The sequence below is a fragment of the Mesorhizobium sp. M0276 genome (assembly GCF_040321755.1).
GTDB lineage: Bacteria > Pseudomonadota > Alphaproteobacteria > Rhizobiales > Rhizobiaceae > Mesorhizobium.
On the sequence record NZ_JAMYSC010000019.1, the window covers coordinates 45,742 to 68,268 of the forward strand.

The window sequence follows — 22,527 nt, forward strand, 5'->3', positions numbered from 1 at the left end:
GCCGAGCATCCAGGACACAATATGAAAATTGCCCATGTCGCGCCGCTTTATGAGTCGGTGCCGCCAAGGCTCTATGGTGGCACCGAACGCATCGTGTCGTATCTCACCGAAGCGCTTGTCGAGTTGGGGCATGAGGTGACGCTGTTTGCCAGTGGCGACAGCCGGACTTCCGCAAAGCTGGTGGCCGCCCGGGAATGCGCGCTTCGCCTCGATCCGCGTCCCTTCAAATCCGAGATCGCGGCGCATCTTTCGATGCTTGCCGAGGTGCGGAAACGGGCGCGGGAGTTCGACGTCATCCACTTCCATCTCAGCCACTTCCTGCACTTTTCCTTCTTCGAGGACATGGCGGAGCGGACGGTGACGACGCCGCATGGCAGGTTGGATTATGTCGACCTGGCGCCGGCCTATGCGCATTTTCCGCGCTTTCCGATGATTTCGATTTCGCGCAGCCAGCAGGCGGGCCTCGCCAAGGCCAACTGGTTGGCGACGATTCACCACGGACTGCCGACCGACATCTACGAGCCGAGTTTCGAGACGACGGCGGAGGAACCCTATCTTTGCTTCCTCGGCCGGTTTTCCCGCGACAAGCGCCCGGACCGCGCCATCGAGATCGCCTTGCGCTCGGGATTGAAACTGAAGCTTGCGGCAAAGATCGGCGACGACGATCGTTCCTATTTCTACGAGATGGTCGAGCCTTTGATCGACGGCGACCGTGTCGTCTATGTCGGCGAGATCGAAGAGGACCAGAAAGTGGAATTTCTCGGCAAGGCGGCTGGCCTGCTGTTTCCGATCGACTGGCCGGAGCCGTTCGGTCTTGCCGCCATCGAGGCCATGGCCTGTGGCACGCCGGTGATCGGCTGGAATTGTGGTGCACTGCCAGAGATCATCGATCAGGGCGTAACCGGTTTTATTGCCGGGTCGATGGACGACGCCGTCGCCGCGGTGCCGGAGCTGCTGCGACTCGACAGGCGAAAGGTGAGGGCTGTTTTCGAAAAGCGGTTTTCCGCCAGAAGAATGGCTGGGGACTACCTCGCCGCCTATGCGCGCCTGATCGGCGTCCCGGTTGAGGCGAAGGCATCGTGAGCAACGTTCGAGCGATGGCAACGAAACAATAGGATTTGTGACGAATGGCCCAACTCGATGAGCGCCAGCTCGATCCCGCCGTAGCGCTTGCGTCGCTCGACGCGACCGCTCCTCGTGAGCCGCACCGGCTGTTTGCGCTCAAGCAGGCCGACTGCTTTGCGGTTGCCGATGCCTATGGCGACATACGCGGCGCCGGCGACGGTTTCTTCCGCGACGATACACGGGTGCTCTCCGAATTCCGGCTGACCATCGGCGGCAGGCAGACGTCGCTGCTTGGCGCCTCCCTCAGCCAGGACAATGTGCTGTTCACCGCCAACCTGACCAATCTGCCGATCCAGAGCGTCAGCGGCCGCGACATCCCGCAGGGCGCGATTCATATCGAACGCGTCAGGCTGCTATGGCAGGACAGGCTGTTCGAGCGCATCACCCTTTCCAACTACAGCCGGGAGACCTCGACAATCGGCGTTTCCCTGCACTTTGCCGCCGATTTCCGTGACATGTTCGAAGTGCGCGGCTCGACACGGCCGAGGCGCGGAATGGCCCATGTGGCCGAGATGAATGCGACATCCGTCCTGCTGCGCTACGAGGGGTTGGATGAACTGGTGCGCGTATCGACGATATCGTTCTCGCAGGCGCCGGACAAATTGACCTCCGAACGCGCCGATTTCCTGGTTGCCGTCACCAAGCGCAGCAGCAAGGTGTTCTATGTCGAGGTCGGTCCCGAGATGGCGGATGCGCCCGACCGCGACCGTTTCCGGGCGGCCGCCGCCCGGGCCCGCTTTGGCATGCGGGCCAAGCGCCGCCACGGCGCGACGGTGCACAGTTCGGGCCGCGTCTTCAACGACTGGGTGGAGCGCGCCCGCGCCGATGTCGCGCTGCTCACCACCGAACTGGCGACGGGACCCTATCCCTATGCCGGCATCCCCTGGTTCTCGACGGCGTTCGGCCGTGACGGCGTCATCTCGGCGCTGCAGATGCTGTGGCTCAATCCAGGCCTGGCGCGGGGGGTGCTGGCCTTCCTTGCCCAGCACCAGGCGACGGAGACGTTGCCATTCAGCGATTCGCAGCCCGGCAAGATCATGCACGAGACGCGCAAGGGCGAGATGGCGGCGCTGCGGGAGCTTCCGTTCGGCCGCTACTATGGCGGCGTCGATACGACGCCGCTCTACATCCATCTCGCCTGTGCCTATGCCGATCGTACCGGCGACATGGCGTTCATCGACATCCTGTGGCCGTCGCTGTGCGCCGCGGCCGAATGGACGGAGGAGGCGGGCCGCGAGACCGGATTCGTCACCTACCAGCGGGCCGCCGAGTCCGGCCTCGCCAACCAGGGATGGAAGGACAGCTTCGATTCCATCTTTCACGCCGATGGCCGCATCCCCAAGGGTCCGATCGCGCTGGTCGAGGTTCAAGGCTATGTCTTTGCCGCCTTCCGGGGGCTGGCCGCACTTGCCCGTCGCCGCGGCGAGGACGAGAGGGCCGATCACTGGGATGACCGCGCGGAGGCCATGCGGGCAGCAGTGGAACGCGATTTCTGGGTCGACGATCTGGGCTTTTATGCGTTGGCGATCGATGGAGCAGGGGAGCCCTGCAAGGTACGGACCTCGAATGCGGGCCACCTACTCTTTGTCGGACTGCCTGAGCCGGAGCGGGCGCGGATGGTCGCCGATCAGCTTCTTTCCGCCTCCTTCCATTCGGGCTGGGGCCTGAGGACGCTTGCCGACGATGCGGTGTTCTTCAACCCGATGTCGTATCACAATGGCTCGATCTGGCCGCATGACACCGCTATGTGCGGTACCGGCCTGGCGCGCTACGGCGAGCGTGAAAGCGTGGTTCGCCTGTTGAGCGGCACGTTCGAATCCGCGGTCCATTTCAACATGCGGTTGCCGGAACTGTTCTGCGGTTTTACCCGAGCGCCGGGCGAAGCACCGATCGCCTATCCCGTAGCCTGCCTGCCGCAAGCGTGGTCGGCGGGTTCCGCCTTCATGCTGATGCAGGCCTGCCTTGGCCTGGAAATCGACGGCTGGGATGGTGAAATCCGCGTTACCCGTCCCAGGCTGCCGATAGGCATAGACACGCTGACGCTTCGCCACCTGGGCGTCGGCGAAAGGGTGGTCGATCTTACCTTCCAACGCGTCGGCGATCGGGTAGTCGCGTTCCTCGCGGACCGCCATGAAGGGCTGGTGCCGCTCGTCGTCAGAACATGAACCAAATTGGGCGGAACCGATCCCGGCTTTCTGCGTTGCAAAAAACACAGGCCCGAACGGCGGCCCTATCCCCGCGGGTAGTCTTAAATCGGGAACACGAACAAAACGGCGGCCGAACGGCCGGAGGTGAGTTGATATTCCAATGACAAATTACGGTGCGGACCTGCTCTGGGTTCTGATCTTCGCGAGCCTCGGTTTTTCCGCTTTCGCCGTGTTCGTCTCCATATCGCGTCAGCGCCGCAGTCGCCCTCCGACGGTTGCACATATCGCCGGCGAAGACGTAGCCGCGGAAGCGGCGCGCAAGGTGATACGCGAGTTCGAAAAGAATGGCCAATCGGCCGATGCGGCGCTGGTGACATGGTCGCCTGAAACATTGCGCAAGATTCTGGCCGACGACCTGCCGGGGGCGCAGGTTATCGTGGTGTCCAACCGCGAACCCTATATCCACAACAGCAAGAATGATGACGTCGAATTGCTGGTGCCGGCCAGCGGACTGGTGTCTGCGCTCGAGCCGATTACCCGCGCCTGTGGCGGCACCTGGATCGCCTATGGCGGCGGAACGGCGGACCGTCTCATGGTCGACGACAACGACCGCGTGCAGGTGCCGCCCGGCAATCCGTCCTACACGCTGCGCCGGGTCTGGCTGACGGAGGAAGAATATCAGAGCTACTATCTCGGCTTCGCCAATGAGGGCCTCTGGCCGCTTTGCCACATCGCCTTCACCCGGCCGATCTTTCGCGCCTCGGATTGGGAAGCCTATCAAGCCGTCAACCGGAAGTTCGCCGACACGGTGGTGGCCGAGGCGCGTAACGAGCGGCCGATCGTGCTGGTCCAGGACTACCATTTCGCGCTGCTGCCGCGCATGATCCGAGAGCGCCTGCCCGAGGCGATCGTCATCACCTTCTGGCACATCCCATGGCCGAATTCGGAGGTTTACAGCATTTGCCCATGGCGCGAACGCATCCTCGAAGGGCTGCTCGGAAGTTCGATCATCGGCTTCCATACCCAGTTCCATGCCAACAATTTCACCGAGAGCGTCGATCGCTTCCTGGAAAGCCGTATCGAGCGGGCGGATGCGGCCATCTCCTATGGTGGGCAGACGACGCTGGTGCACGCCTATCCGATCTCGATAGAATGGCCGGCGGACCTGCTGGCAAAACTGCCTGATGCCGATGACTGCCGCGCCCGCCTGCGGAATAGGTTCGGACTGAAAGCGGATGTGAAGCTGGCCGTCGGGGTCGAACGTCTCGACTACACCAAGGGCATTCTGGACCGGTTTCATGCGCTGGACGAATTGTTCAAGAGATACCCTGAGTGGATCGGAAAACTGGTCTTCCTGCAGATCGCGGCCCCCAGCCGTGGCACACTCCCGGCCTACAAGCTGCTCCACGACGAATGCCATCGCTATGCAGAAGAGCTCAACCAGCGCTACGGCAGCGAGGGCTACAAGCCGGTGATCATGGTGGCTGAACATCATTCGCAGGAACAGGTCTATGAGATCTATCGGGCCGCTGACATATGCATGGTCACCAGCCTGCATGACGGCATGAACCTGGTCGCAAAGGAATTCGTCACGGCGCGCGACGACGAACAGGGCGTCTTGATGCTCAGCACATTCGCCGGTGCTTCGCGCGAATTGCTGGAGGCGCTGATCGTCAACCCCTACGACGCGGCCATGATGAGCGAAGCGCTGCTGCAGGCGCTGAACATGACGCCAGACGAACAGCGCGAGCGCATGCGGCCCATGCGGCAGATGGTCCGCGACAACAATGTCTATCGCTGGGCCGGCAGCATGCTCCTGGACGCGGCACGCTTGCGCAAGCGCGGTGACCTCGATCGCGTAACCGGTGCTGGCGACCGGCCGCCGAGCATCGACAATGTCGTGTCCATGTTCGAGCGGAAACGGGTGGCGCTGTCATGAGTGAAATCCTGCAGAAGGTTGCGAGCAAAACCCTGCAAAAGCCGCAGGCCTTGCTGACCGGCGATTGGGCGTTGTTCCTCGACATCGACGGCACCCTGCTGGAGCATGCGGAACATCCGGACGCGGTCTCGGTCAGCGCCGAGCTTCGCGCTTTGCTGCAAGACCTGGATCACAAGTTGAACGGCGCATTGGCCTTCATCACAGGCCGCTCCGTTGCGGCCGTCGACCAGTTGTTCCAGCCTTTGAAGCTGCGCGCAGCCGGTCTTTATGGCCTGGAACACAGGCTCCTGCCGGGCGACGATGTCGAAATCGCGGATGAGCCGGCGGATATTGCGGCCCTTGCCGACGAGATCGAGGCCGAGCTCGGTCGTGGCGCCTATATCGAGCGCAAAGGCCGGGTGCTGGCCATCCACACGCGCGCCGCCCCGCACCTGCTCCCTCGCGCGACGCAGCTTGTCGAGCAAGCGCTGGCAGTGCTGCCCAAGGGCTACCGGGTGGTTGCCGGCAATGCCGGTGTCGAGTTGCTGCCGCTCGAGGCGGCCAAGGGCGCCGCGATCCGGCGTTTCATGGATATCGCGCCATTCACCGGCCGGCGCCCGGTCTTCCTCGGCGACGACACGTCGGACGAAAACGGCTTCGAAACCGTCAACGATGCCGGCGGCATATCGATACGGGTCAAACCACCAGAATATACCACCGCGCAGTACGGCCTTGCCGGCGTTGCCGAGACGCTCGCCTGGCTGAGAGGTCAACTTTAGGTCTGGCGGCGCAACCGCGATCGCGCGTGCGGGAAAGGAAGGAAAGGAACGGTTTCGATGGGACGCCTTGCACAATTGATTCGAGAGATCACGCCGAATTGGCTTCATTCCCGCTCCCATGGGACCGCCGGCGTCTCACCGTCCGATGCCGACTCCAGATGGGAAGAAGCGATCGACAACAAGATGTATGGGGCCGACACGCCTGATTATTCCCACCTTCCGGAGCACCCCGTTAAGCCGCATACCGCAGGCCGCCATCGCACGTCAGCACCTGGCCGGTCATGAAGCCGTTGGATACGAGAAAGGCTATTGCCTCCGCGACGTCCTCGGCGCGGCCAACGCGGCCGACTGGGGTCTTGCCGGCATAATCGGCAAAGAGCGCCTGCCTCTGCTCCTCGGGCAGAAAATTCCACCACGGCGTGTCGATGACGCCGGGCGCAACGACATTGACGCGCAAGGGCTTGAGCTCTACCGCCAGGATCGGCACCACGGTCAACAGCATGCCGTTGATGGCGGCGATGCCGGCGACGCCCGGCATGGCGAGTTGAGCCGAGACGGCCGAGATGAAGGTGACCGATCCGCTCTTGCTGAGTGTCGGCAAGGCCGCCTGCAGGCAGGACAGTTGCGGGCGAACTTTCTCGTCGACGCCGCTGCCGATGTCGGTCAGGTCGAGCGTCGGGAAGGGGCCAAGGCCCTTGCCGCCGCTCGCCGCCAACACGAGATGATCGAACGGGCCGAGGCGTTCGAAGAAGCCGCTGACCTCGGCCCGGTTCGCGGCATCGAAAACCGCCTTGTCGGCAGCGCCGCCAAGGCTTTTCCATGCGCTCTTCAGCTTCTCCTCGTTGCGCCCGGTGATGGTCACCTTCATGCCCGGGCCGAGCAGTTTTCGCGCCGTCGCCAGGCCGATGCCGGACGAGCCGCCGATGATGACGGCATGTTGGGTTGCCTTGGTCATGAATGCTGTTCCTTCGATGTGGGGGAGGCGGGGCCGACAAGATCGAGGCTCAAACTGCGCAATTGTTGCCTTGCCCTGGCGTCGTAAGCTTGGGATCGGCGCGGGATTCGCGAAGGCCGTCGAAATAAAGGCCGCTTTTTCCGTCGAGCGCTGGCGACGTGGCGAGATTGAGGATAGCGTCAGCCCCGGTCTCAACCGAGTTCCAAGGCGTGACACCCGCCTGCCGAACCATGGTGGTGTTCATGTAACTCGCCGGATGCAGCGCATTGACGATGACGCCGGTACCCTTCAGCTGATCCGCAAGATCGATGGTGAACAGGATCTGCGCCAGCTTGCTCTGGCAATAGGCGCGCACGCCGTCGTAGCTGCGGGTCAGCATGACATCGCCGAAGTCGATCGCCTGCTGCCCCGCCGAGGCGACATTGACGATGCGCGCCGGAGCACTGGCCTTCAGCAACGGCAGAAGCTCCGACGTCAGCAGAAAACCAGCGAGATAATTGACGGCGAAGCGCAGTTCGTAGCCATCGGCGCTGACCTGGCGCTTGGCGCCTTGCCCCGCGGTGCCGACACCGGCATTGTTGATGAGGATGTCGAGCCGGTCCGTTCCGGCGCGCACGGCCTCAGCGAGACGGCGGACCTCGGCCAATGACGACAGGTCGGCGACCAGAAGCTCGGCCTTGCCGCCGGTGGCTTCAATTTCAGTGATAACAGCCTTGCCGCGCGTTGCATCGCGGCCATGTACCAGCACGCGGGCGCCCGCGGCGCCGAGCCGTTGCGCGACGACGCGGCCGACGCCGTCGGTTGAGCCGGTGATGAGGATTGTCTTGTCTTTCAGGTCCATGTTCAGAGCCTCCGTTCTGTTGCTCTGAGTGGAAGATGGGGCAGTTGGCGCGAGCCAAACAGTTCAAACTTTATCCTGGTATCAATACTGCTATACTACGCGCATGGAATCCCAACCCCGCCCGACCCCTACTCACTCGGCTGAAGACAGCCGCCGGCGCGAGCTTGGCGCCTTCCTGCGCTCGCGCCGCGAAAGGCTGACGCCGTCAGCCGCAGGCATCGCCACGGGTCTCAGGCGGCGCACGCCGGGCTTGCGCCGAGAGGAGGTGGCGATGATCGCCGGCGTCGGCACGACCTGGTACACATGGCTGGAGCAAGGGCGTGAGGTCAGGCCGTCGGTCGAGGTGCTGACCGCGCTCGCCGAAGCGTTGCGCCTCGACGCCGCCGAAAAACAGCATTTGTTCATCCTTGCCGACCGCCAGCAGCCGGAGCGCCGTGCCGTAGCGCCGGAAAAGGTCGACGGTCCGTTGCTGCATATGCTGCAGAGCTTGGTGCTGCAGCCGGCCTATGTTGTCGGGCGGCGCTGGGACGTGCTGGCCTGGAACCCGGCGGCGGTCGCGGTGTTCGGCGATTATGGCCTGCTGGAAGGTGACGCCCGCAACATCGTCCACATGGTGTTCACCAACCCGCACCACCGGCGCCTGCTGGTTGACTGGGAGCAATTGGCGCGCACCGTGCTTGCCTCGTTTCGGGCCGCAAGCGCCAGATATGTCGGCGACCCGGATTTCGAGCGGCTGATTGAGTTGATGACACGCTCTAGCCCCGAGTTTCGCAGTTGGTGGCCGCAGCGCGACGTCGCGCACCGACTGTCGGGAGTGAAGCACGTCCGGCACCCGAGCGCGGGCGCCATGACCTTCGAGCATATGAGCTTGTCGATCGGCGACGGCTCCGACATGAAGCTGATCGTCTACACGCCGCTTGCCGAGCAAAACTCCGTCGCCAAGCTGCAGACATTACTGGACGCGCTGCCAGCCGAACGTCGCAGCGCCTGAGGTGTCAGCCCTTTGGCTTGAGCCCGTCGAGGAACAGCTGCTCCAAGAACCTCGCCGCGTCCTCGAAGCGGCCGTCGCCGCCGCGGTTCGGCCCGAGCACGGCGCGGACCTGGACGTCGAAGTCAGCATAGTGCTGCGTCGTTGCCCAGATCGAAAAGATCAGGTGCCAGGGGTCGGTGCGGGCGATCTTGCCGGCGCGCATCCAGCCCTTGATGACGACGGCCTTCTCGTCGACCAGCGTTTTCAACTCGCCGGCCAGCAGCGGCATGATGCGCGGCGCGCCTTGCAGGATCTCGTTGGCGAACAGCCGGCTCTCGCGCGGGAAATCGCGCGCCATCTCCAGCTTGCGCCTGATATAGCTGCGCAATTCGGTCAGCGGATCGCCAATGTCGTCCAACTCGCGCAGCGGCGCCAGCCAGGTGTCGAGAAGGCGCTGCATCAGCGTCTCGTGGATGTCTTCCTTGCGGCGAAAATAGTAGAGCAGGTTCGGCTTCGACATGCCGGCGGCTTCGGCGATCTGGTCGATGGTCGAACCACGGAAACCGTTGGTGGAGAACACCTCGAGCGCCGCCTCCAGGATGAGTTCCCGCTTTTCCTGCTGGATGCGGGTCCGGCGAGGGGCGTCCGTCCCGGTGGTCACCCTTGCAAGCCCTCGTGTTGAGCGTCATCTGGACCAATTCTCTGGACCAGTTTTTCCCTAGCCTGTGGAACGCACTTCAGGTGCTGCATTTCCGCTAGTAATCCCTTGACCGCCGGCAGGGCGGTGCTAACGTTTGTCCAATCGGTCAAAATTTGCGTAGCATGAAAACGCGGCAAAGACCAAGCGTTGGGCGCACCGAAACAGGTTACAAGGGGAAGTCTTGGTCATGTCCAACCGGCTGAAAGTCACGCCGAACGATCTCAGCGCATTTTGGATGCCGTTCACGGCAAACCGGCAGTTCAAGCAGGCGCCGCGCATGATGGTGTCCGCCAAGGACATGCATTACACGACCAGCGACGGCCGCAAGGTGCTCGACGGCACCGCCGGCCTGTGGTGCGTCAACGCCGGCCACTGCCGGCCGAAGATCACCGAGGCGATCCAGCATCAGGCCGCCGAACTCGACTATGCGCCCGCCTTCCAGATGGGCCACCCGATCGTCTTCGAACTGGCCAACCGCTTGGTCGACCTCGCGCCCAAGGGCATGGATCATGTCTTCTTCACCAATTCCGGTTCGGAATCGGTCGAAACCGCGCTCAAGATGGCGATCGCCTATCACCGCGCCAGGGGCGAGGGCTCGCGCACGCGCCTGATCGGCCGCGAGCGCGGCTATCACGGCGTCAATTTCGGCGGCATCTCGGTCGGCGGCATCGTCACCAACCGCAAGATGTTCGGCACGCTGCTCGGCGGCGTCGACCATATGCCGCACACGCATCTGCCGGAAAAGAACGCCTTCACCAAGGGCGTGCCGGAACATGGCGCGGAACTCGCCAACGAACTGGAGCGCATTGTCGCCCTGCATGACGCCTCGACCATCGCCGCCGTCATCGTGGAGCCGGTCGCCGGTTCCACCGGCGTCATCCTGCCGCCGAAGGGCTATCTGCAGAAGCTGCGCGAGATCTGCACCAAGCACGGCATCCTGTTGATCTTCGATGAGGTCATCACCGGTTTCGGCCGTCTCGGCACGCCGTTCGCCGCCGATTACTTCGGCGTCACGCCCGACATCATGACCACCGCCAAGGGCGTCTCCAACGGCGTCATCCCGATGGGAGCGGTGTTCGTGAAGAAGGAAATCCACGACGCCTTCATGACCGGCCCCGAGCACATGATCGAGTTCTTCCACGGCTACACTTATTCGGGCAATCCGATCGCCTGCGCAGCCGCTCTGGGCACGCTCGACACCTACAAGGAAGAGGGCCTGCTCACCCGCGGCGAGGAGTTGGCGCCGTACTGGGAAGACGCACTGCATTCGCTGAAGGGCGAGCCGAACGTCATCGACATCAGGAACATCGGCCTGATCGGAGCGATCGAGCTGGCGCCGATCGCCGGCCAGCCGACCAAACGGGCCTTCTCCGCCTTCGTCAAGGCGTTCGAGCGCGGCGCGCTGATCCGCACCACCGGCGACATCATCGCGCTGTCGCCGCCGCTGATCATCACCAAGGGCCAGATCAACGAGTTGATCGACCATGTCCGGGAAGTGCTGAGGGCGATCGATTGAAGAACTGGACGCGGATATCCCTCCCCCTCGAGGGGAGGGTGGCCGCGAAGCGGTCGGGTGGGGTCGGTGCGGCAGTGCGCCGACCTGATCTTTTGCTGCGAGGTCGCTCCTGATGCCCCGTACCCGCGTGAGTTTCGAAATGCGCCAGAAGGCGCGCGCGCTTCGAGTTCACGCGACCAAGGGCGAATCCCTGCTGTGGTATGAACTGCGGGAGCTGAAGTCGGTGGGCATCAAGTTCCGCCGCCAGTGCCCGATCGGGCCTTATATCGTCGACTTCGCGTGCTTCGCCGTAAAGCTGGTCGCAGAGGTCGATGGTGATCTGCACGAACACGAGAGGGGTAAACGGCACGATGCCGTCCGCGATGCCTATCTCCGCTCGCTCGGGTTCGACGTCTTTCGCGTTGACGAGCCCGATGTCATAAATAGCGCTTGGCATGTCGCACAGGTGGTCAAGGGGAAGGTTGAGCATATGTCAGCCGACCCCACCCGACCGCTTCGCGGCCACCCTCCCCTCGAGGGGGAGGGGGACGCTGGCGAACCGCAATCGATAAGGTTTTAGAAAAATGGCCGCACCCGGCGAGAATCTGCGAATCAATTCAGATCGTTTGTGGGATTCCATCATGGAGATGGCGAAGATCGGCCCCGGCATTGCCGGCGGCAACAATCGCCAGACCGTGACCGACGAGGACGGCGAGGGCCGGCATCTGTTCAAGCGCTGGTGCGATGCGGCCGGGCTCGAAATGGGCGTCGACGAGATGGGCACGATGTTTGCCCGCCGAGAAGGCACCGATCCCAGCCTGCCGCCAGTCTATGTCGGCAGCCATCTCGATACACAGCCGACCGGCGGCAAATATGACGGCGTGCTCGGCGTGCTGGGCGGACTTGAAGTGGTGCGCTCGCTCAATGATCTCGGCATCAAGACCAAACATCCGATCGTCGTCACCAACTGGACGAACGAGGAGGGCGCGCGCTTCGCGCCGGCGATGATGGCGTCCGGCGTGTTCGCCGGCGTGCTCGACCAGGCCGATGTCTACGGGCACACCGACCAGCAGGGGAAAAAATTCGGCGAGGAGCTCGAACGCATCGGCTGGAAGGGCACCGAGAAGGTCGGTGACCGCATGATCCACGCTTTCTTCGAACTGCATATCGAGCAAGGACCGATCCTTGAGGACGAAGACATCGACATCGGTGTCGTCACCCACGGCCAGGGCCTGAAATGGCTGCAGGTGACGCTGACCGGCAAGGAAGCGCATACCGGCTCGACGCCGATGCCAAAGCGCCGCAATGCCGGGCTCGGCATGGCACGCGTGATCGAGCTGGTGCACGAGATCGCCATGGACTACCAGCCCGACGCCGTCGGCGCGGTCGGCCACATGGAGGTCTATCCCAACTCGCGCAACATCATCGCCGGCCGCACCGTCTTCACCATCGATATCCGCTCGCCCGAGAAGGAAGTGCTGGACGCCATGGACGGCCGCATCCGCGAAGGCATCGACACGATCTGCGAGGCGCTCGACATCCGCTACGAGATCGAACAGGTCGGCGCTTTCGATCCGGTCACCTTTGACGCCGGTTGCGTCAAGGCGATCCGCGATGCCGCCGAACGCCTCGGCTATTCCCACCGCAACATCGTCTCCGGCGCCGGCCATGACGCCTGCTGGATCAATCGCGTTGCGCCGACCGCCATGGTGATGTGCCCCTGCGTCGACGGGCTGAGCCACAATGAGGCCGAGGAGATCACCAAGGAATGGGCCAGCGCCGGCGCCGACGTTTTGTTCCATGCCGTGGTGGAGACGGCTGTCATCGTGGAGTGAGCTTAGAAACTACTTTCCAAACGCCGCTCGCAAAGAAGCGCGAAGAGAACAAGGGAACACGAAAATGACCAAAGTCATCAAGAACGGCACCATCGTCACCGCCGACCGCACGTGGAAGGCCGATGTGCTGTTCAGCCACGGCAAGATCGTCGCCATCGGCGCGGGACTGCATGGCGACCACGAGTTCGACGCCACCGGCTGCTACGTCATGCCGGGCGGCATCGACCCGCATACGCATCTCGAAATGCCGTTCATGGGTACCTATTCGGCCGACGATTTCGAATCCGGCACGCGGGCAGCCCTTGCCGGCGGCACGACGATGGTGGTCGATTTCTGCCTGCCAGCGCCGAAGCAGTCGCTGCTCGAAGCCTTGCAGATGTGGGACAACAAGACCTCGAAGGCATCCTGCGACTATTCCTTCCACATGGCGATCACCTGGTGGGGCAAGCAGGTGTTCGACGAGATGGCCACCGTCGTCGACAGGGGCATCACCTCGTTCAAGCACTTCATGGCCTACAAGGGCGCGCTGATGGTCGACGACGACGAGATGTATGCGTCGTTCCAGCGCTGCGCCGACCTCGGCGCGCTGCCGCTGGTGCATGCCGAGAACGGCGACGTGGTCGCCGCCCTGTCGCAGAAGCTGCTTGCCGCCGGCAACAATGGTCCCGAGGGTCATGCTTATTCGCGGCCGCCGGAAGTCGAGGGCGAGGCGACCAACCGCGCCATCATGATCGCCGATATGGCGGGCGTGCCGCTCTATGTCGTGCATGTCTCCTGCGAGCAGAGCCACGAAGCGATCCGCCGGGCGCGGCAGAAGGGCATGCGGGTGTTCGGCGAGCCGCTGATCCAGCATCTGACACTCGACGAGAGTGAATATTTCGACAAGGACTGGGACCATGCGGCGCGCCGCGTGATGAGTCCGCCCTTCCGCAATAAGCTCCACCAAGACTCGCTCTGGGCCGGCCTGCAGGCGGGCTCGCTGCAGGTGGTGGCGACCGACCACTGTGCCTTCACCACCAAGCAGAAGCGCAACGGCGTCGGTGATTTCACCAAGATCCCGAACGGCACCGGCGGGTTGGAAGACCGGATGCCGGTTCTATGGACCACCGGCGTCAACACCGGCCGGCTGACGATGAACGAGTTCGTCGCGGTGACCTCGACCAACATCGCCAAGATTCTCAACATGTATCCGAAAAAGGGTGCCATCGTCGAAGGCGCCGATGCCGACATCGTCGTCTGGGATCCCGGCGCCAAGAAGAAGATCACGTCGAAAAAGCAGCAGTCGGTGATCGACTACAACGTCTTCGAAGGGTTCGAGGTGACTGGCCTGCCGCGCTTCGTCTTCTCCCGCGGCGAATTGTCGATCCAGGAGGCCGAGGTCAAGGCCAAGCCCGGCCATGGCGAGTTCGTCGCTCGCGAGCCGAATGCGGCGGTCAACCGGGCGCTGTCGACGTGGAAAGAGATTTCCGCGCCGCGCAAGGTGGAACGCACCGGTATCCCGGCGACCGGGGTTTGAGCTTGGCGCGTTCGGCCGCGCTTTTTTCGTTGGTCCTGGCGGCAATTGTCTCCGGCCCGGCAGCAGGCGGCGTGCTGGCCGGCTCCTGGGGCAATGATGTCGGGTGTGCCGGCCTCAAGGTCGGCTATCAGGACAGTGACGCTTATATCGTCCTGACCGCCGAAGGCATCGAGACCTATGGCAGCGGCTGCCGGTTCGCGCATCAATTGAAGCCGGTGCTGGGTGAACAATCACTGATTTCGACCTGTTCTGCCGAAGGCGAGGCAGGAAGGACCGTCGAAACCGTCGTGGTCACCAACAAGGGAGAGGATGGTTTCTTTGTCACCATCCCCGGCCTTGAGGAAATGGGGCCGCTGCAATCATGTTTGTGACGTTTTGGGGGTGAGCATGCGTGGTTTTGGTCTATCTGTCGCGATGGTTCTCGTGCTGGCTGCGGGGCAAGTTTCGGCGGCGGGCATCGATCTGTCCAAGCCCTATGGCAACAAGTCCGGTTGCATCAACAAGAACGGCCAGAAAGTCTATGCGGAAGACATGCTGCTGCTGAACGCTACGGAATTCATCACCGCGACCAACGCCTGCACCTTTACCGACAAGAAGACGCAGGCTGACGGTTCGCTGGTGGTAAAGTCAATGTGCGAGGCAGACGGCGGGGATGGTCAGTCGCCGATACAGTTCACCATCAAGCGCAGTCCCAAGAACGCCAAGAAGCTGGTGATCGCGGATGAGGATGGCACTGTGTACGGGGAAGTTTCCCGGTGCCGATGACGCGCAAGTTCCTATCGATGCCGTCGGATTCAGGCGACCAGCGCATCCAGTTCCGGCAACAGGACGACGCTTTCCTGTTCGTTGGGATCGGTGCGGGCAATGACGGCCGAAGACGGGGCGCCGCTCAGATTGGCCGGCAAATGCGGCACGCCGGCGGGAATGTAGAAAAGGTCGCCAGCCTTGACGACGATATGATGCTCAAGCCGGTCGCCATACCAGGTATGGACTTCGCCGGAGAGGACATAGATCGCCGTTTCATGGCTCTCATGCATGTGCGCCTTGGCGCGGGCGCCGGGTGGCATGGTGAGGACGTGCATGCAGATGCCGGAGGCGCCGACGGTTTCGGCGGCGATGCCGGCGAAATAGGTCAATCCCTGCTTGCCTTCATAAGTGCTTTCAGGGCGGATAAGGTGACAAGTGGGTTTGGGCGACATCGGGAAACTCCGGGCGTCGATTGAGTGTGGGACAAGACCAATGGGACAGGGCGAGTGGAAAACAACATCGCAATAAAAGCAATCGGATTCCAGCCGGCGCTGCGGGGACGGGACCAGGCGGGCGGCAGCCGATGACAGGGATTTCGCCAGCCGTCGTCGCGGCCAGCAAACTCGGACTGACCTTCCAGACCAGTGACGGCCCGGTGCAGGCGCTGTCCAATGTCGATCTCACCATCGGCAAGGGAGAGTTCGTCTCCTTCATCGGGCCCTCGGGCTGCGGCAAGACCACGCTGCTGCGCGTCATCGCCGATCTGGAGAAGCCGACCTCGGGGACGATTTCGGTCAACGGCATGACAGCAGAACAGGCACGCGAGAAACGCGCCTATGGCTATGTCTTCCAGGCGGCAGCGCTGTTTGCCTGGCGCACCATCGAGCGCAATGTCGGGCTGCCACTGGAGATCATGGGCCTGTCCAAGGCGGAGCAGGCGCAACGCATCAAGCGCACGCTCGATCTCGTCAACCTCTCAGGATTCGAGAAGAAATATCCCTGGCAGCTGTCGGGCGGCATGCAGCAGCGCGCCTCGATCGCTCGCGCGCTGGCCTTCGATGCCGACCTGCTGCTGATGGACGAGCCGTTCGGAGCTCTGGACGAGATCGTGCGCGACCATCTCAACGAGCAATTGCTGGAACTGTGGGGGCGGACCAACAAGACCATCTGCTTCGTCACCCATTCCATTCCCGAAGCGGTGTATCTGTCGACGCGCATCGTCGTCATGTCGCCGCGTCCGGGCCGCGTCAGCGATGTCATTGAATCGACGCTGCCGAAAGAACGGCCGCTCGATATCCGCGAGACGCCGGAGTTTCTGGCGATCGCCGCGCGAGTCCGCGACGGGCTGCGGGCAGGGCATAGTTATGATGATTGAAGTGGCGAAGGATGAGGTTCCTCCTCTCCCCAACGGGGAGAGGGTGGCCGGAGCGAAGCGGAGGTCGGGTGAGGGGGCGGCACCGACAGATCCGACCAAAAGAAAGGTCGGGGCAACCGAGCGCGCCCGAAAGCTGCGGTTTGACGAGACCGAAGCCGAGTACAGGCTTTGGGGAGAACTGAGGGGCCGTCACCTCAACGGCTACAAATTTGTGAGGCAGGTGCCGCTTGGGCCATTCATCGCTGATTTTGTTTGCCGTGAGATGGGCCTGATTGTCGAACTCGACGGCAGCCAACACGCGGATTCACCAACCGATCCGGCCAGAACAGCTTGGCTGAATGGCCATTGTTATTCGGTTCTCCGGTTCTGGAACCATGAGGTTTTGGCCGAACGTCGAGCGGTCCTGGATACGATCTTGGCTTGCCTGGACGGAAAGATTTCTACCCCCTCACCCGACCTCCGCTTCGCTCCGGCCACCCTCTCCCCGTCGGGGAGAGGAGGGCGCGTACCTGGCGAGGTTCGCTAGATGGACACTTTCCGCGACAAGCTCATTCCCGTGACCTCGATCCTCGCTGGCGTCGTCGTCCTCTGGTATGTTTTCGCCGTCATCCTCAACACACCGTTCCAGCGCGATCTCGACCGCCGCGCCGGTGAATCACCTGCCTTGAGCGAGTTCATCGCCAACACGTTGGCGCAGCCGAAGCCGACGCTGCCGGCGCCGCATCAGGTGGCGGTGAATTTTTTCGAAAACACGTTCCTGCGGCCCGTCACCTCTAGTCGCAGCCTCGTCTACAATGCCTGGGTGACGCTGTCGTCGACGCTGCTTGGCTTTGCCTTCGGCACGGCGCTCGGCATAATCATTGCGGTCGGTATCGTGCATGTGGCGACGCTCGATCGCAGTCTGATGCCGTGGATCATTGCCTCGCAGACCATTCCCATCCTGGCGGTGGCGCCGATGATCATCGTCGTGCTGGCGGCGGTCGGCATCACCGGCCTGGTCCCGAAGGCGATGATCTCGACCTATCTGTCGTTCTTCCCGGTGACCGTGGGCATGGTGAAGGGCCTGCGCTCGCCCGAGATCATGCATCTCGACCTGATGCACACCTACAACGCCAGCCGTGCGCAGACCTTCTGGAAATTGCGTGTGCCGGCCTCGGTGCCGTTCCTGTTCACCTCGATGAAGGTGGCGGTGGCGGCAAGCCTGGTCGGCGCCATCGTCGGCGAACTGCCGACCGGCGCTGTTGCCGGCATCGGCGCCAAGCTGTTGGCCGGCGCTTACTACAGCCAGTCCATCGACATTTGGTCGGCGCTGGTCGCCGGCTCGGTGGTGGCCGCGCTTCTGGTCATGGTGGTCGGCATCGCCGGGCGCATCGTCGATCGCGCCATGGGCGGGAGGCCGGCATGAACTGGCTGAAACCTTCCTGGCAAGCGTTGCTGGCCATTGTGCTGTGCCTGATCGCGGTCGCGCTTGGTGCGATGTCGAAGCCGGAGGCGGCTGCGCTTGCGGACCCAACGGTCAGCATCAACTATCCCTATCTCGGAACCAAAAGCTTGATGTTCGGCCTGGCCATACTGGCGGCGCTGATCTCAATGACCAGGATTCCGCCCCTTGCTGAAGCGATGGTGCTCTTTGTCGGCGCTCACCTGATCGCCTGGCTGCTGATATCGGGCATTACCGGTTTTGAGGGCACCGCACTGGCGCCGAATTTCCTGCTGCTCGCGGCCGCATGGCTGCTTGGCTGGCGCTGCGTGGCGGTGCTGTCGTCATTGCGCCCTTTCGCCAGTTGGGCTCGGACGGGGTTGCGCCTGATCATCCCAGCCATCTTCGGCGCCTGGATCCTGATCATCTGGGAAGCGGTGACGCGAGGCGCGGGCATCCCCTTCATCCTGTTGCCGCCGCCCAGCGCCATCGGCGTGCGCATCGCCGGTTCGCTGCCTGTACTCGGCGCCGACGTCCGTCAAACCATCTTCAAGGCGGTTGTCTTCGGCTATGTCGTGGGCAGTGGCGCCGGCTTCATCGCCGCGGTGCTCGCCGACCGTGTGCCGTTCCTACGGCGCGGGCTGCTGCCGATCGGCAACATGGTCTCGGCGCTGCCGATCATTGGCGTCGCACCGATCATGGTCATGTGGTTCGGCTTCGACTGGCAGTCCAAGGCGGCGGTGGTCATCATCATGACCTTCTTCCCGATGCTGGTGAACACGGTCGCCGGTCTCGCCGCCTCGGGTCATATGGAGCGCGACCTGATGCGCACCTATGCTTCGGGCTACTGGCAGACATTGCTGAAGCTCAGGCTGCCGGCAGCCGCGCCCTTCATCTTCAACGCGCTGAAGATCAACTCGACGCTGGCGCTGATCGGCGCCATCGTCGCCGAGTTCTTCGGTACGCCTGTCGTCGGCATGGGCTTCCGCATCTCGACCGAGGTCGGGCGGATGAACATCGACATGGTCTGGGCCGAAATCGCAGTTGCAGCACTTGCGGGTTCGGTCTTTTATGGCGTGGTCGCTCTTGTCGAAAGAGCCGTCACGTTTTGGCATCCCTCTGTCCGTGGTGGATAGGGGCGGTGGGTTTAAGGGTGCTAACTTCAGAGGGTAAAAACATGAAAAGACTTGTTATTCCAGTTCTGGCCGGCGCGATGTCGCTAGCCGCTTTCCAGGCAATGGCCGCCGACAAGGTGACCTTGCAGCTGAAATGGGTCACGCAGGCCCAGTTTGCCGGCTACTATGTTGCCAAGGCCAAGGGTTTCTACGAGGCCGAAGGCCTCGACGTCGACATCAAGCCGGGCGGTCCCGATATTGCCCCCGAGCAGGTGATCGCCGGTGGCGGCGCCGACGTCATCGTCGACTGGATGGGCGGTGCGCTGGCCGCCCGCGAGAAGGGTGTGCCGCTGGTCAACATCGCCCAGCCGTTCAAGAAGGCCGGCATGGAGCTGGTCTGCCCGAAGGACGGCCCGATCAAGACCGAAGCCGACTTCAAGGGCCACACGCTCGGCGTCTGGTTCTTCGGCAACGAATATCCGTTCTACGCCTGGATGAACAAGCTTGGCCTCAAGACCGATGGTGGTCCGGACGGCGTCACCGTCCTGAAGCAGAGCTTCGACGTGCAGCCGCTGATCCAGAAGCAGGCGGATTGCATCTCGGTCATGACCTACAACGAGTACTGGCAGCTGATCGACGCCGGCTACAAGCCCGAACAGCTGACCGTGTTCAACTATTCGGCGATGGGCAACGACCTGCTCGAGGACGGGCTTTATGCGTCGGAAGACAAGCTCAAGGATCCGGCCTTCGAGGACAAGATGGTGCGTTTCGTGCGCGCTTCGATGAAGGGCTGGAAATACGCCATCGACCACAATGACGAAGCCGCGAGCATCGTCATGGACGGCGGCGGCCAGGACGAAAACCACCAGAAGCGGATGATGAGCGAAGTCGCGAAGCTGATCGACAATGCCGACGGCAAGCTCGATCCGGCAACCTACGAGCGCACCGCCAAGGCGCTGCTCGACCAGAAGATCATCACCAAGGAGCCGACCGGCGCCTACACCACCGCCATCACCGACAAGGCGGTCAAGTAAGCCTAGCTGGCAACATCTCGATCTCGAACGGCGCCTCTGGCAGAAGTGTCAGAGGCGCCGTTCCTTTATGGTGTTCATGACGAAGCTGGTCTCGATCGAGGCGACGCATTTCAATCGCGCGATCTTTTCCTTGATGAAGCGCTCGTACTGCTCGAGGCTTCCGGTCACCACCTTCAGCACATAGTCGCGCGAACCGGTGACGAGGTGGCATTCCAGGACCTCTTCCCAGCCGCGGATCGCATCCTCGAACATCACGATCTCGTCCTCGTTCTGGCGGCTGAGCCGGATGGTAGCGATGGCGACCATGCTCCAGCCGAAGGCTGAGGGGTCGACCAGCGTGGTGTAGCCCCTGATGACGCCGGTTTCCTCCAGCCGCCGCACCCGCCGAAGGCAAGGCGATGGCGACAAGCCGATCCGTTCGGCAAGCTCGTTGTTGGTGATGCGGGCATCAGCCTGCAGCTCACGCAGGATCCTGCGGTCGAAATCATCGGCTACTTTCTGCTGCACTTTCTGTCTCTCCAGGCGATTTGTTGCGGGAATGCAGCCATGCGAGCCGAAGAATAGCAAGGACTGGCGGATCAGGATCGCATAAATTGCTGCGACACTCCTCGAATAAGGCAGAAAAGACATGACCGCGCCACGCCCATCGAAAACCCATATCGGCAACCACAAGCTCCATCCGGAGACGCTGATGCTGAGCTATGGTTTCGATCCGCAGCTTTCGGAGGGCGCGGTCAAACCACCGGTATTCCTGACCTCGACTTTCGTCTTCAAGTCAGCGGAAGAGGGACGCGACTTCTTCGACTACACGTCGGGCCGCAAGGAGCCGCCGAGCGGTACCGCGTCCGGCCTGGTCTATTCGCGCTTCAACCATCCCAACAGCGAGATCGTCGAGGACCGGCTGGCGATCTATGAAGCGACGGATGCCTGCATCCTGTTTTCGTCAGGCATGTCGGCGATCGCCACCACACTGCTAGCCTATGCCCGTCCGGGCGACGTCATCCTGCATTCGCAGCCACTCTATGGCGGCACCGAGACGCTTCTGACGCGCACGCTTTCAGGTCTCGGCATCGGCGCTGTCGGCTTCGCCGACGGCGTCGACGAGACGGCAGTGCGCGCGGCTACCGACGCGGCCATCGCGAAGGGCCGCGTATCGGTCATCCTGATCGAGACGCCGTCAAATCCGACCAACAGCCTGGTCGACATCGCTCTGATGCGGACGATCGCCGACGAGATTGGCACGGCTCAAGGGTCGACGCCGATCGTCGTCTGCGACAACACATTGCTCGGCCCGGTTTTCCAGCGGCCGATCGAACATGGCGCCGATGTCTCGGTATATTCGCTGACCAAATATGTCGGCGGCCATTCCGACCTCATCGCGGGCGCCGCCATGGGCAGCAAGGCGGTCACCAAGCCCATCAAGGCGCTTCGCGGCGCGATCGGCACGCAGCTCGACCCGCATTCCTGCTGGATGCTCGGCCGGTCGCTGGAGACGCTGTCGATCCGAATGGAGCGGGCCAACGACAATGCGCGCCTGGTCGCCGAATTCCTGCGCGATCATGCGAAGGTCGAGAAGGTACATTATTTGCCGTTCCTGGGCGAGGATACGCCAGCGGGCCGCGTCTACAGGGCGCAATGCAGTGGCGCCGGCTCGACCTTCTCCTTCGACATCAGGGGCGGGGAGACGGCGGCCTTCGCCTTCCTCAACGGGTTGCAGATCTTCAAGCTGGCGGTAAGCCTCGGCGGAACGGAATCCTTGGCCAGTCACCCCGCGGCCATGACCCATTCGGGAATTCCCTACGAGGTGCGCCAGCGCATCGGCGTGCTTGAGACCACGGTCAGGCTGTCGATCGGTGTCGAGCACCCGGACGATCTGATCGCCGACCTGACGCAGGCGCTGGCGGCGGTCTGACGGGTCATTCCCTGGAATCCGGGAAGGGCAAGGATCGGATTCCTTCATCAGCCATCACAAATGCGTGTGGTGGGATACATTTCGCTGCTCAGCCGTTGCATTACCGCATGCGCGCGCCGGGAGGCGCGACGGATGCGACATCCCAATCGGAGGTGCTTCATGCGCAACCTATCCTTCTTCCCGGCGCTTTCGGCGCTGGCCATTTCGACCGCGTTCCTGTTCGCATCGCCGGCTCTGGCCGCCACGGAAAAGTTCAAGGCGACGCTCGACGGCGGCCAGCAAAACCCGCCCGTCACCACGAAGGGCAAGGGCACGGCCACTTTCACGTTCGACACGGCCAAGAAGAAGCTCAGCTGGAACGTCAAATATTCCGGCCTCAGCGGACCAGCGACGGGCGCGCACATTCACGGCCCGGCGGCGATGGGTGCAAACGCCGATCCGGTCATCCCATTCAAGAAGCTCAAGAGCCCGATCAGGGGATCTGAAACGCTGACGGATGCCCAGGTGGCTGACCTGGAGGCAGGCAAATATTACGTCAACATCCATACATCAGCCAACAAGGACGGTGAAATCCGCGGCCAGATCGAAAAGGCGAAGTAGGTTGTTTCGAAAGAAGGGGCGGGCGACCGCCCCTTCTTTCTGA

Annotated in this window: 22 protein-coding genes and 1 pseudogene; 18 read left to right on the top strand and 5 right to left on the bottom strand. The window is 62.8% G+C overall.

Annotation, left to right across the window (positions count from 1 at the left end; translation table 11 throughout):
- The first annotated feature begins 21 nt into the window (after positions 1–21).
- The 4 genes from NKJ01_RS16670 (at position 22) to otsB (ending at position 5,969) form a co-directional block, all read left to right on the top strand.
- Complete coding sequence (locus tag NKJ01_RS16670) at positions 22–1,083, top strand: glycosyltransferase family 4 protein (protein WP_352729478.1); 1,062 nt, start codon at positions 22–24, stop codon at positions 1,081–1,083.
- Between the two features lie 44 nt (positions 1,084–1,127).
- The gene (locus NKJ01_RS16675) at positions 1,128–3,290 is read left to right on the top strand and encodes an amylo-alpha-1,6-glucosidase (RefSeq protein ID WP_352729480.1); all 2,163 of its coding nucleotides are present in this window, start codon (positions 1,128–1,130) and stop codon (positions 3,288–3,290) included.
- A 142-nt stretch (positions 3,291–3,432) separates the two neighbouring features.
- Entirely contained in the window at positions 3,433–5,211 is a 1,779-nt protein-coding gene (locus tag NKJ01_RS16680; protein ID WP_352729481.1) for an alpha,alpha-trehalose-phosphate synthase (UDP-forming), read from the top strand.
- Entirely contained in the window at positions 5,208–5,969 is a 762-nt protein-coding gene (gene otsB / locus NKJ01_RS16685; protein WP_352729483.1) for a trehalose-phosphatase, read from the top strand. The genes NKJ01_RS16680 and otsB overlap by 4 nt, the downstream gene beginning before the upstream one ends.
- Before the next feature lie 232 nt (positions 5,970–6,201).
- On the opposite strand, the gene NKJ01_RS16690 is transcribed toward otsB, so the two are convergent.
- Positions 6,202–6,924 carry an SDR family oxidoreductase gene (locus NKJ01_RS16690; RefSeq protein ID WP_352729485.1) on the bottom strand — a complete coding sequence of 241 codons (723 nt, stop codon included), beginning with the start codon at positions 6,922–6,924 and terminating at the stop codon, positions 6,202–6,204.
- A pseudogene (locus NKJ01_RS16695) lies at positions 6,921–7,765 on the bottom strand (SDR family NAD(P)-dependent oxidoreductase). Before NKJ01_RS16695 ends, NKJ01_RS16690 begins: the two are co-directional and overlap by 4 nt.
- A 103-nt stretch (positions 7,766–7,868) precedes the next feature.
- Between NKJ01_RS16695 and NKJ01_RS16700 the strand changes: the two are divergent.
- Positions 7,869–8,756, top strand: coding sequence for a helix-turn-helix transcriptional regulator (locus tag NKJ01_RS16700; protein ID WP_352729487.1), 888 nt, complete (start codon positions 7,869–7,871; stop codon positions 8,754–8,756).
- Between the two features lie 4 nt (positions 8,757–8,760).
- Here the strand turns inward: NKJ01_RS16700 and NKJ01_RS16705 are convergent, their stop codons facing one another.
- Complete coding sequence (locus NKJ01_RS16705; protein ID WP_023756950.1) at positions 8,761–9,396, bottom strand: TetR family transcriptional regulator C-terminal domain-containing protein; 636 nt, start codon at positions 9,394–9,396, stop codon at positions 8,761–8,763.
- A gap of 226 nt (positions 9,397–9,622) precedes the next feature.
- On the opposite strand from NKJ01_RS16705, the gene aptA reads away from it, so the two are divergent.
- The 6 genes from aptA (at position 9,623) to NKJ01_RS16735 (ending at position 15,046) form a co-directional block, all read left to right on the top strand.
- The gene (aptA, locus tag NKJ01_RS16710; protein ID WP_023756951.1) at positions 9,623–10,951 is read left to right on the top strand and encodes an omega-aminotransferase AptA; all 1,329 of its coding nucleotides are present in this window, start codon (positions 9,623–9,625) and stop codon (positions 10,949–10,951) included.
- A 139-nt stretch (positions 10,952–11,090) separates the two neighbouring features.
- Positions 11,091–11,510, top strand: coding sequence for an endonuclease domain-containing protein (locus NKJ01_RS16715; protein ID WP_352729490.1), 420 nt, complete (start codon positions 11,091–11,093; stop codon positions 11,508–11,510).
- 4 nt (positions 11,511–11,514) lie between these two features.
- On the top strand, positions 11,515–12,765 hold the full coding sequence (locus tag NKJ01_RS16720) for a Zn-dependent hydrolase (protein ID WP_352729492.1): 1,251 nt from the start codon (positions 11,515–11,517) through the stop codon (positions 12,763–12,765).
- Positions 12,766–12,829: 64 nt separating this feature from the next.
- Positions 12,830–14,281: a dihydropyrimidinase gene (gene hydA / locus NKJ01_RS16725; RefSeq protein ID WP_352729494.1), complete on the top strand. Its 1,452-nt coding sequence runs from the start codon at positions 12,830–12,832 to the stop codon at positions 14,279–14,281.
- A 2-nt stretch (positions 14,282–14,283) separates the two neighbouring features.
- Positions 14,284–14,652 carry a hypothetical protein gene (locus NKJ01_RS16730; RefSeq protein WP_352729496.1) on the top strand — a complete coding sequence of 123 codons (369 nt, stop codon included), beginning with the start codon at positions 14,284–14,286 and terminating at the stop codon, positions 14,650–14,652.
- A 16-nt stretch (positions 14,653–14,668) separates the two neighbouring features.
- A complete protein-coding gene (locus tag NKJ01_RS16735; protein ID WP_352604259.1) occupies positions 14,669–15,046 on the top strand; it encodes a hypothetical protein in 378 nt (125 codons plus the stop codon).
- 29 nt (positions 15,047–15,075) lie between these two features.
- Here NKJ01_RS16735 and NKJ01_RS16740 read toward each other — a convergent pair whose 3' ends face one another.
- Positions 15,076–15,480, bottom strand: coding sequence for a cupin domain-containing protein (locus tag NKJ01_RS16740; protein WP_023756957.1), 405 nt, complete (start codon positions 15,478–15,480; stop codon positions 15,076–15,078).
- 131 nt (positions 15,481–15,611) lie between these two features.
- Here NKJ01_RS16740 and NKJ01_RS16745 point away from each other — a divergent pair, with 131 nt between their 5' ends.
- From NKJ01_RS16745 to NKJ01_RS16765, 5 genes are read left to right on the top strand one after another with little or no spacing between them, the layout of a single operon-like run.
- Complete coding sequence (locus NKJ01_RS16745) at positions 15,612–16,403, top strand: ABC transporter ATP-binding protein (RefSeq protein ID WP_023756958.1); 792 nt, start codon at positions 15,612–15,614, stop codon at positions 16,401–16,403.
- The gene (locus NKJ01_RS16750) at positions 16,396–16,929 is read left to right on the top strand and encodes an endonuclease domain-containing protein (RefSeq protein ID WP_502905886.1); all 534 of its coding nucleotides are present in this window, start codon (positions 16,396–16,398) and stop codon (positions 16,927–16,929) included. Before NKJ01_RS16745 ends, NKJ01_RS16750 begins: the two co-directional genes overlap by 8 nt.
- Positions 16,930–17,808 carry an ABC transporter permease gene (locus tag NKJ01_RS16755; RefSeq protein WP_352729499.1) on the top strand — a complete coding sequence of 293 codons (879 nt, stop codon included), beginning with the start codon at positions 16,930–16,932 and terminating at the stop codon, positions 17,806–17,808.
- Positions 17,805–18,959 (top strand): ABC transporter permease, encoded by a 1,155-nt coding sequence (locus NKJ01_RS16760; RefSeq protein WP_352729501.1) that lies wholly within the window; start codon positions 17,805–17,807, stop codon positions 18,957–18,959. The genes NKJ01_RS16755 and NKJ01_RS16760 overlap by 4 nt, the downstream gene beginning before the upstream one ends.
- Before the next feature lie 41 nt (positions 18,960–19,000).
- Positions 19,001–19,972 carry an ABC transporter substrate-binding protein gene (locus tag NKJ01_RS16765; protein ID WP_031259518.1) on the top strand — a complete coding sequence of 324 codons (972 nt, stop codon included), beginning with the start codon at positions 19,001–19,003 and terminating at the stop codon, positions 19,970–19,972.
- A 48-nt stretch (positions 19,973–20,020) separates the two neighbouring features.
- Here NKJ01_RS16765 and NKJ01_RS16770 read toward each other — a convergent pair whose 3' ends face one another.
- Positions 20,021–20,479: an Lrp/AsnC family transcriptional regulator gene (locus NKJ01_RS16770; RefSeq protein WP_352729503.1), complete on the bottom strand. Its 459-nt coding sequence runs from the start codon at positions 20,477–20,479 to the stop codon at positions 20,021–20,023.
- Between the two features lie 121 nt (positions 20,480–20,600).
- Here NKJ01_RS16770 and NKJ01_RS16775 point away from each other — a divergent pair, with 121 nt between their 5' ends.
- Positions 20,601–21,884: a cystathionine gamma-synthase family protein gene (locus NKJ01_RS16775; RefSeq protein WP_352729505.1), complete on the top strand. Its 1,284-nt coding sequence runs from the start codon at positions 20,601–20,603 to the stop codon at positions 21,882–21,884.
- 159 nt (positions 21,885–22,043) lie between these two features.
- Positions 22,044–22,484 carry a CHRD domain-containing protein gene (locus tag NKJ01_RS16780; protein WP_352729507.1) on the top strand — a complete coding sequence of 147 codons (441 nt, stop codon included), beginning with the start codon at positions 22,044–22,046 and terminating at the stop codon, positions 22,482–22,484.
- Positions 22,485–22,527: the final 43 nt, after the last annotated feature.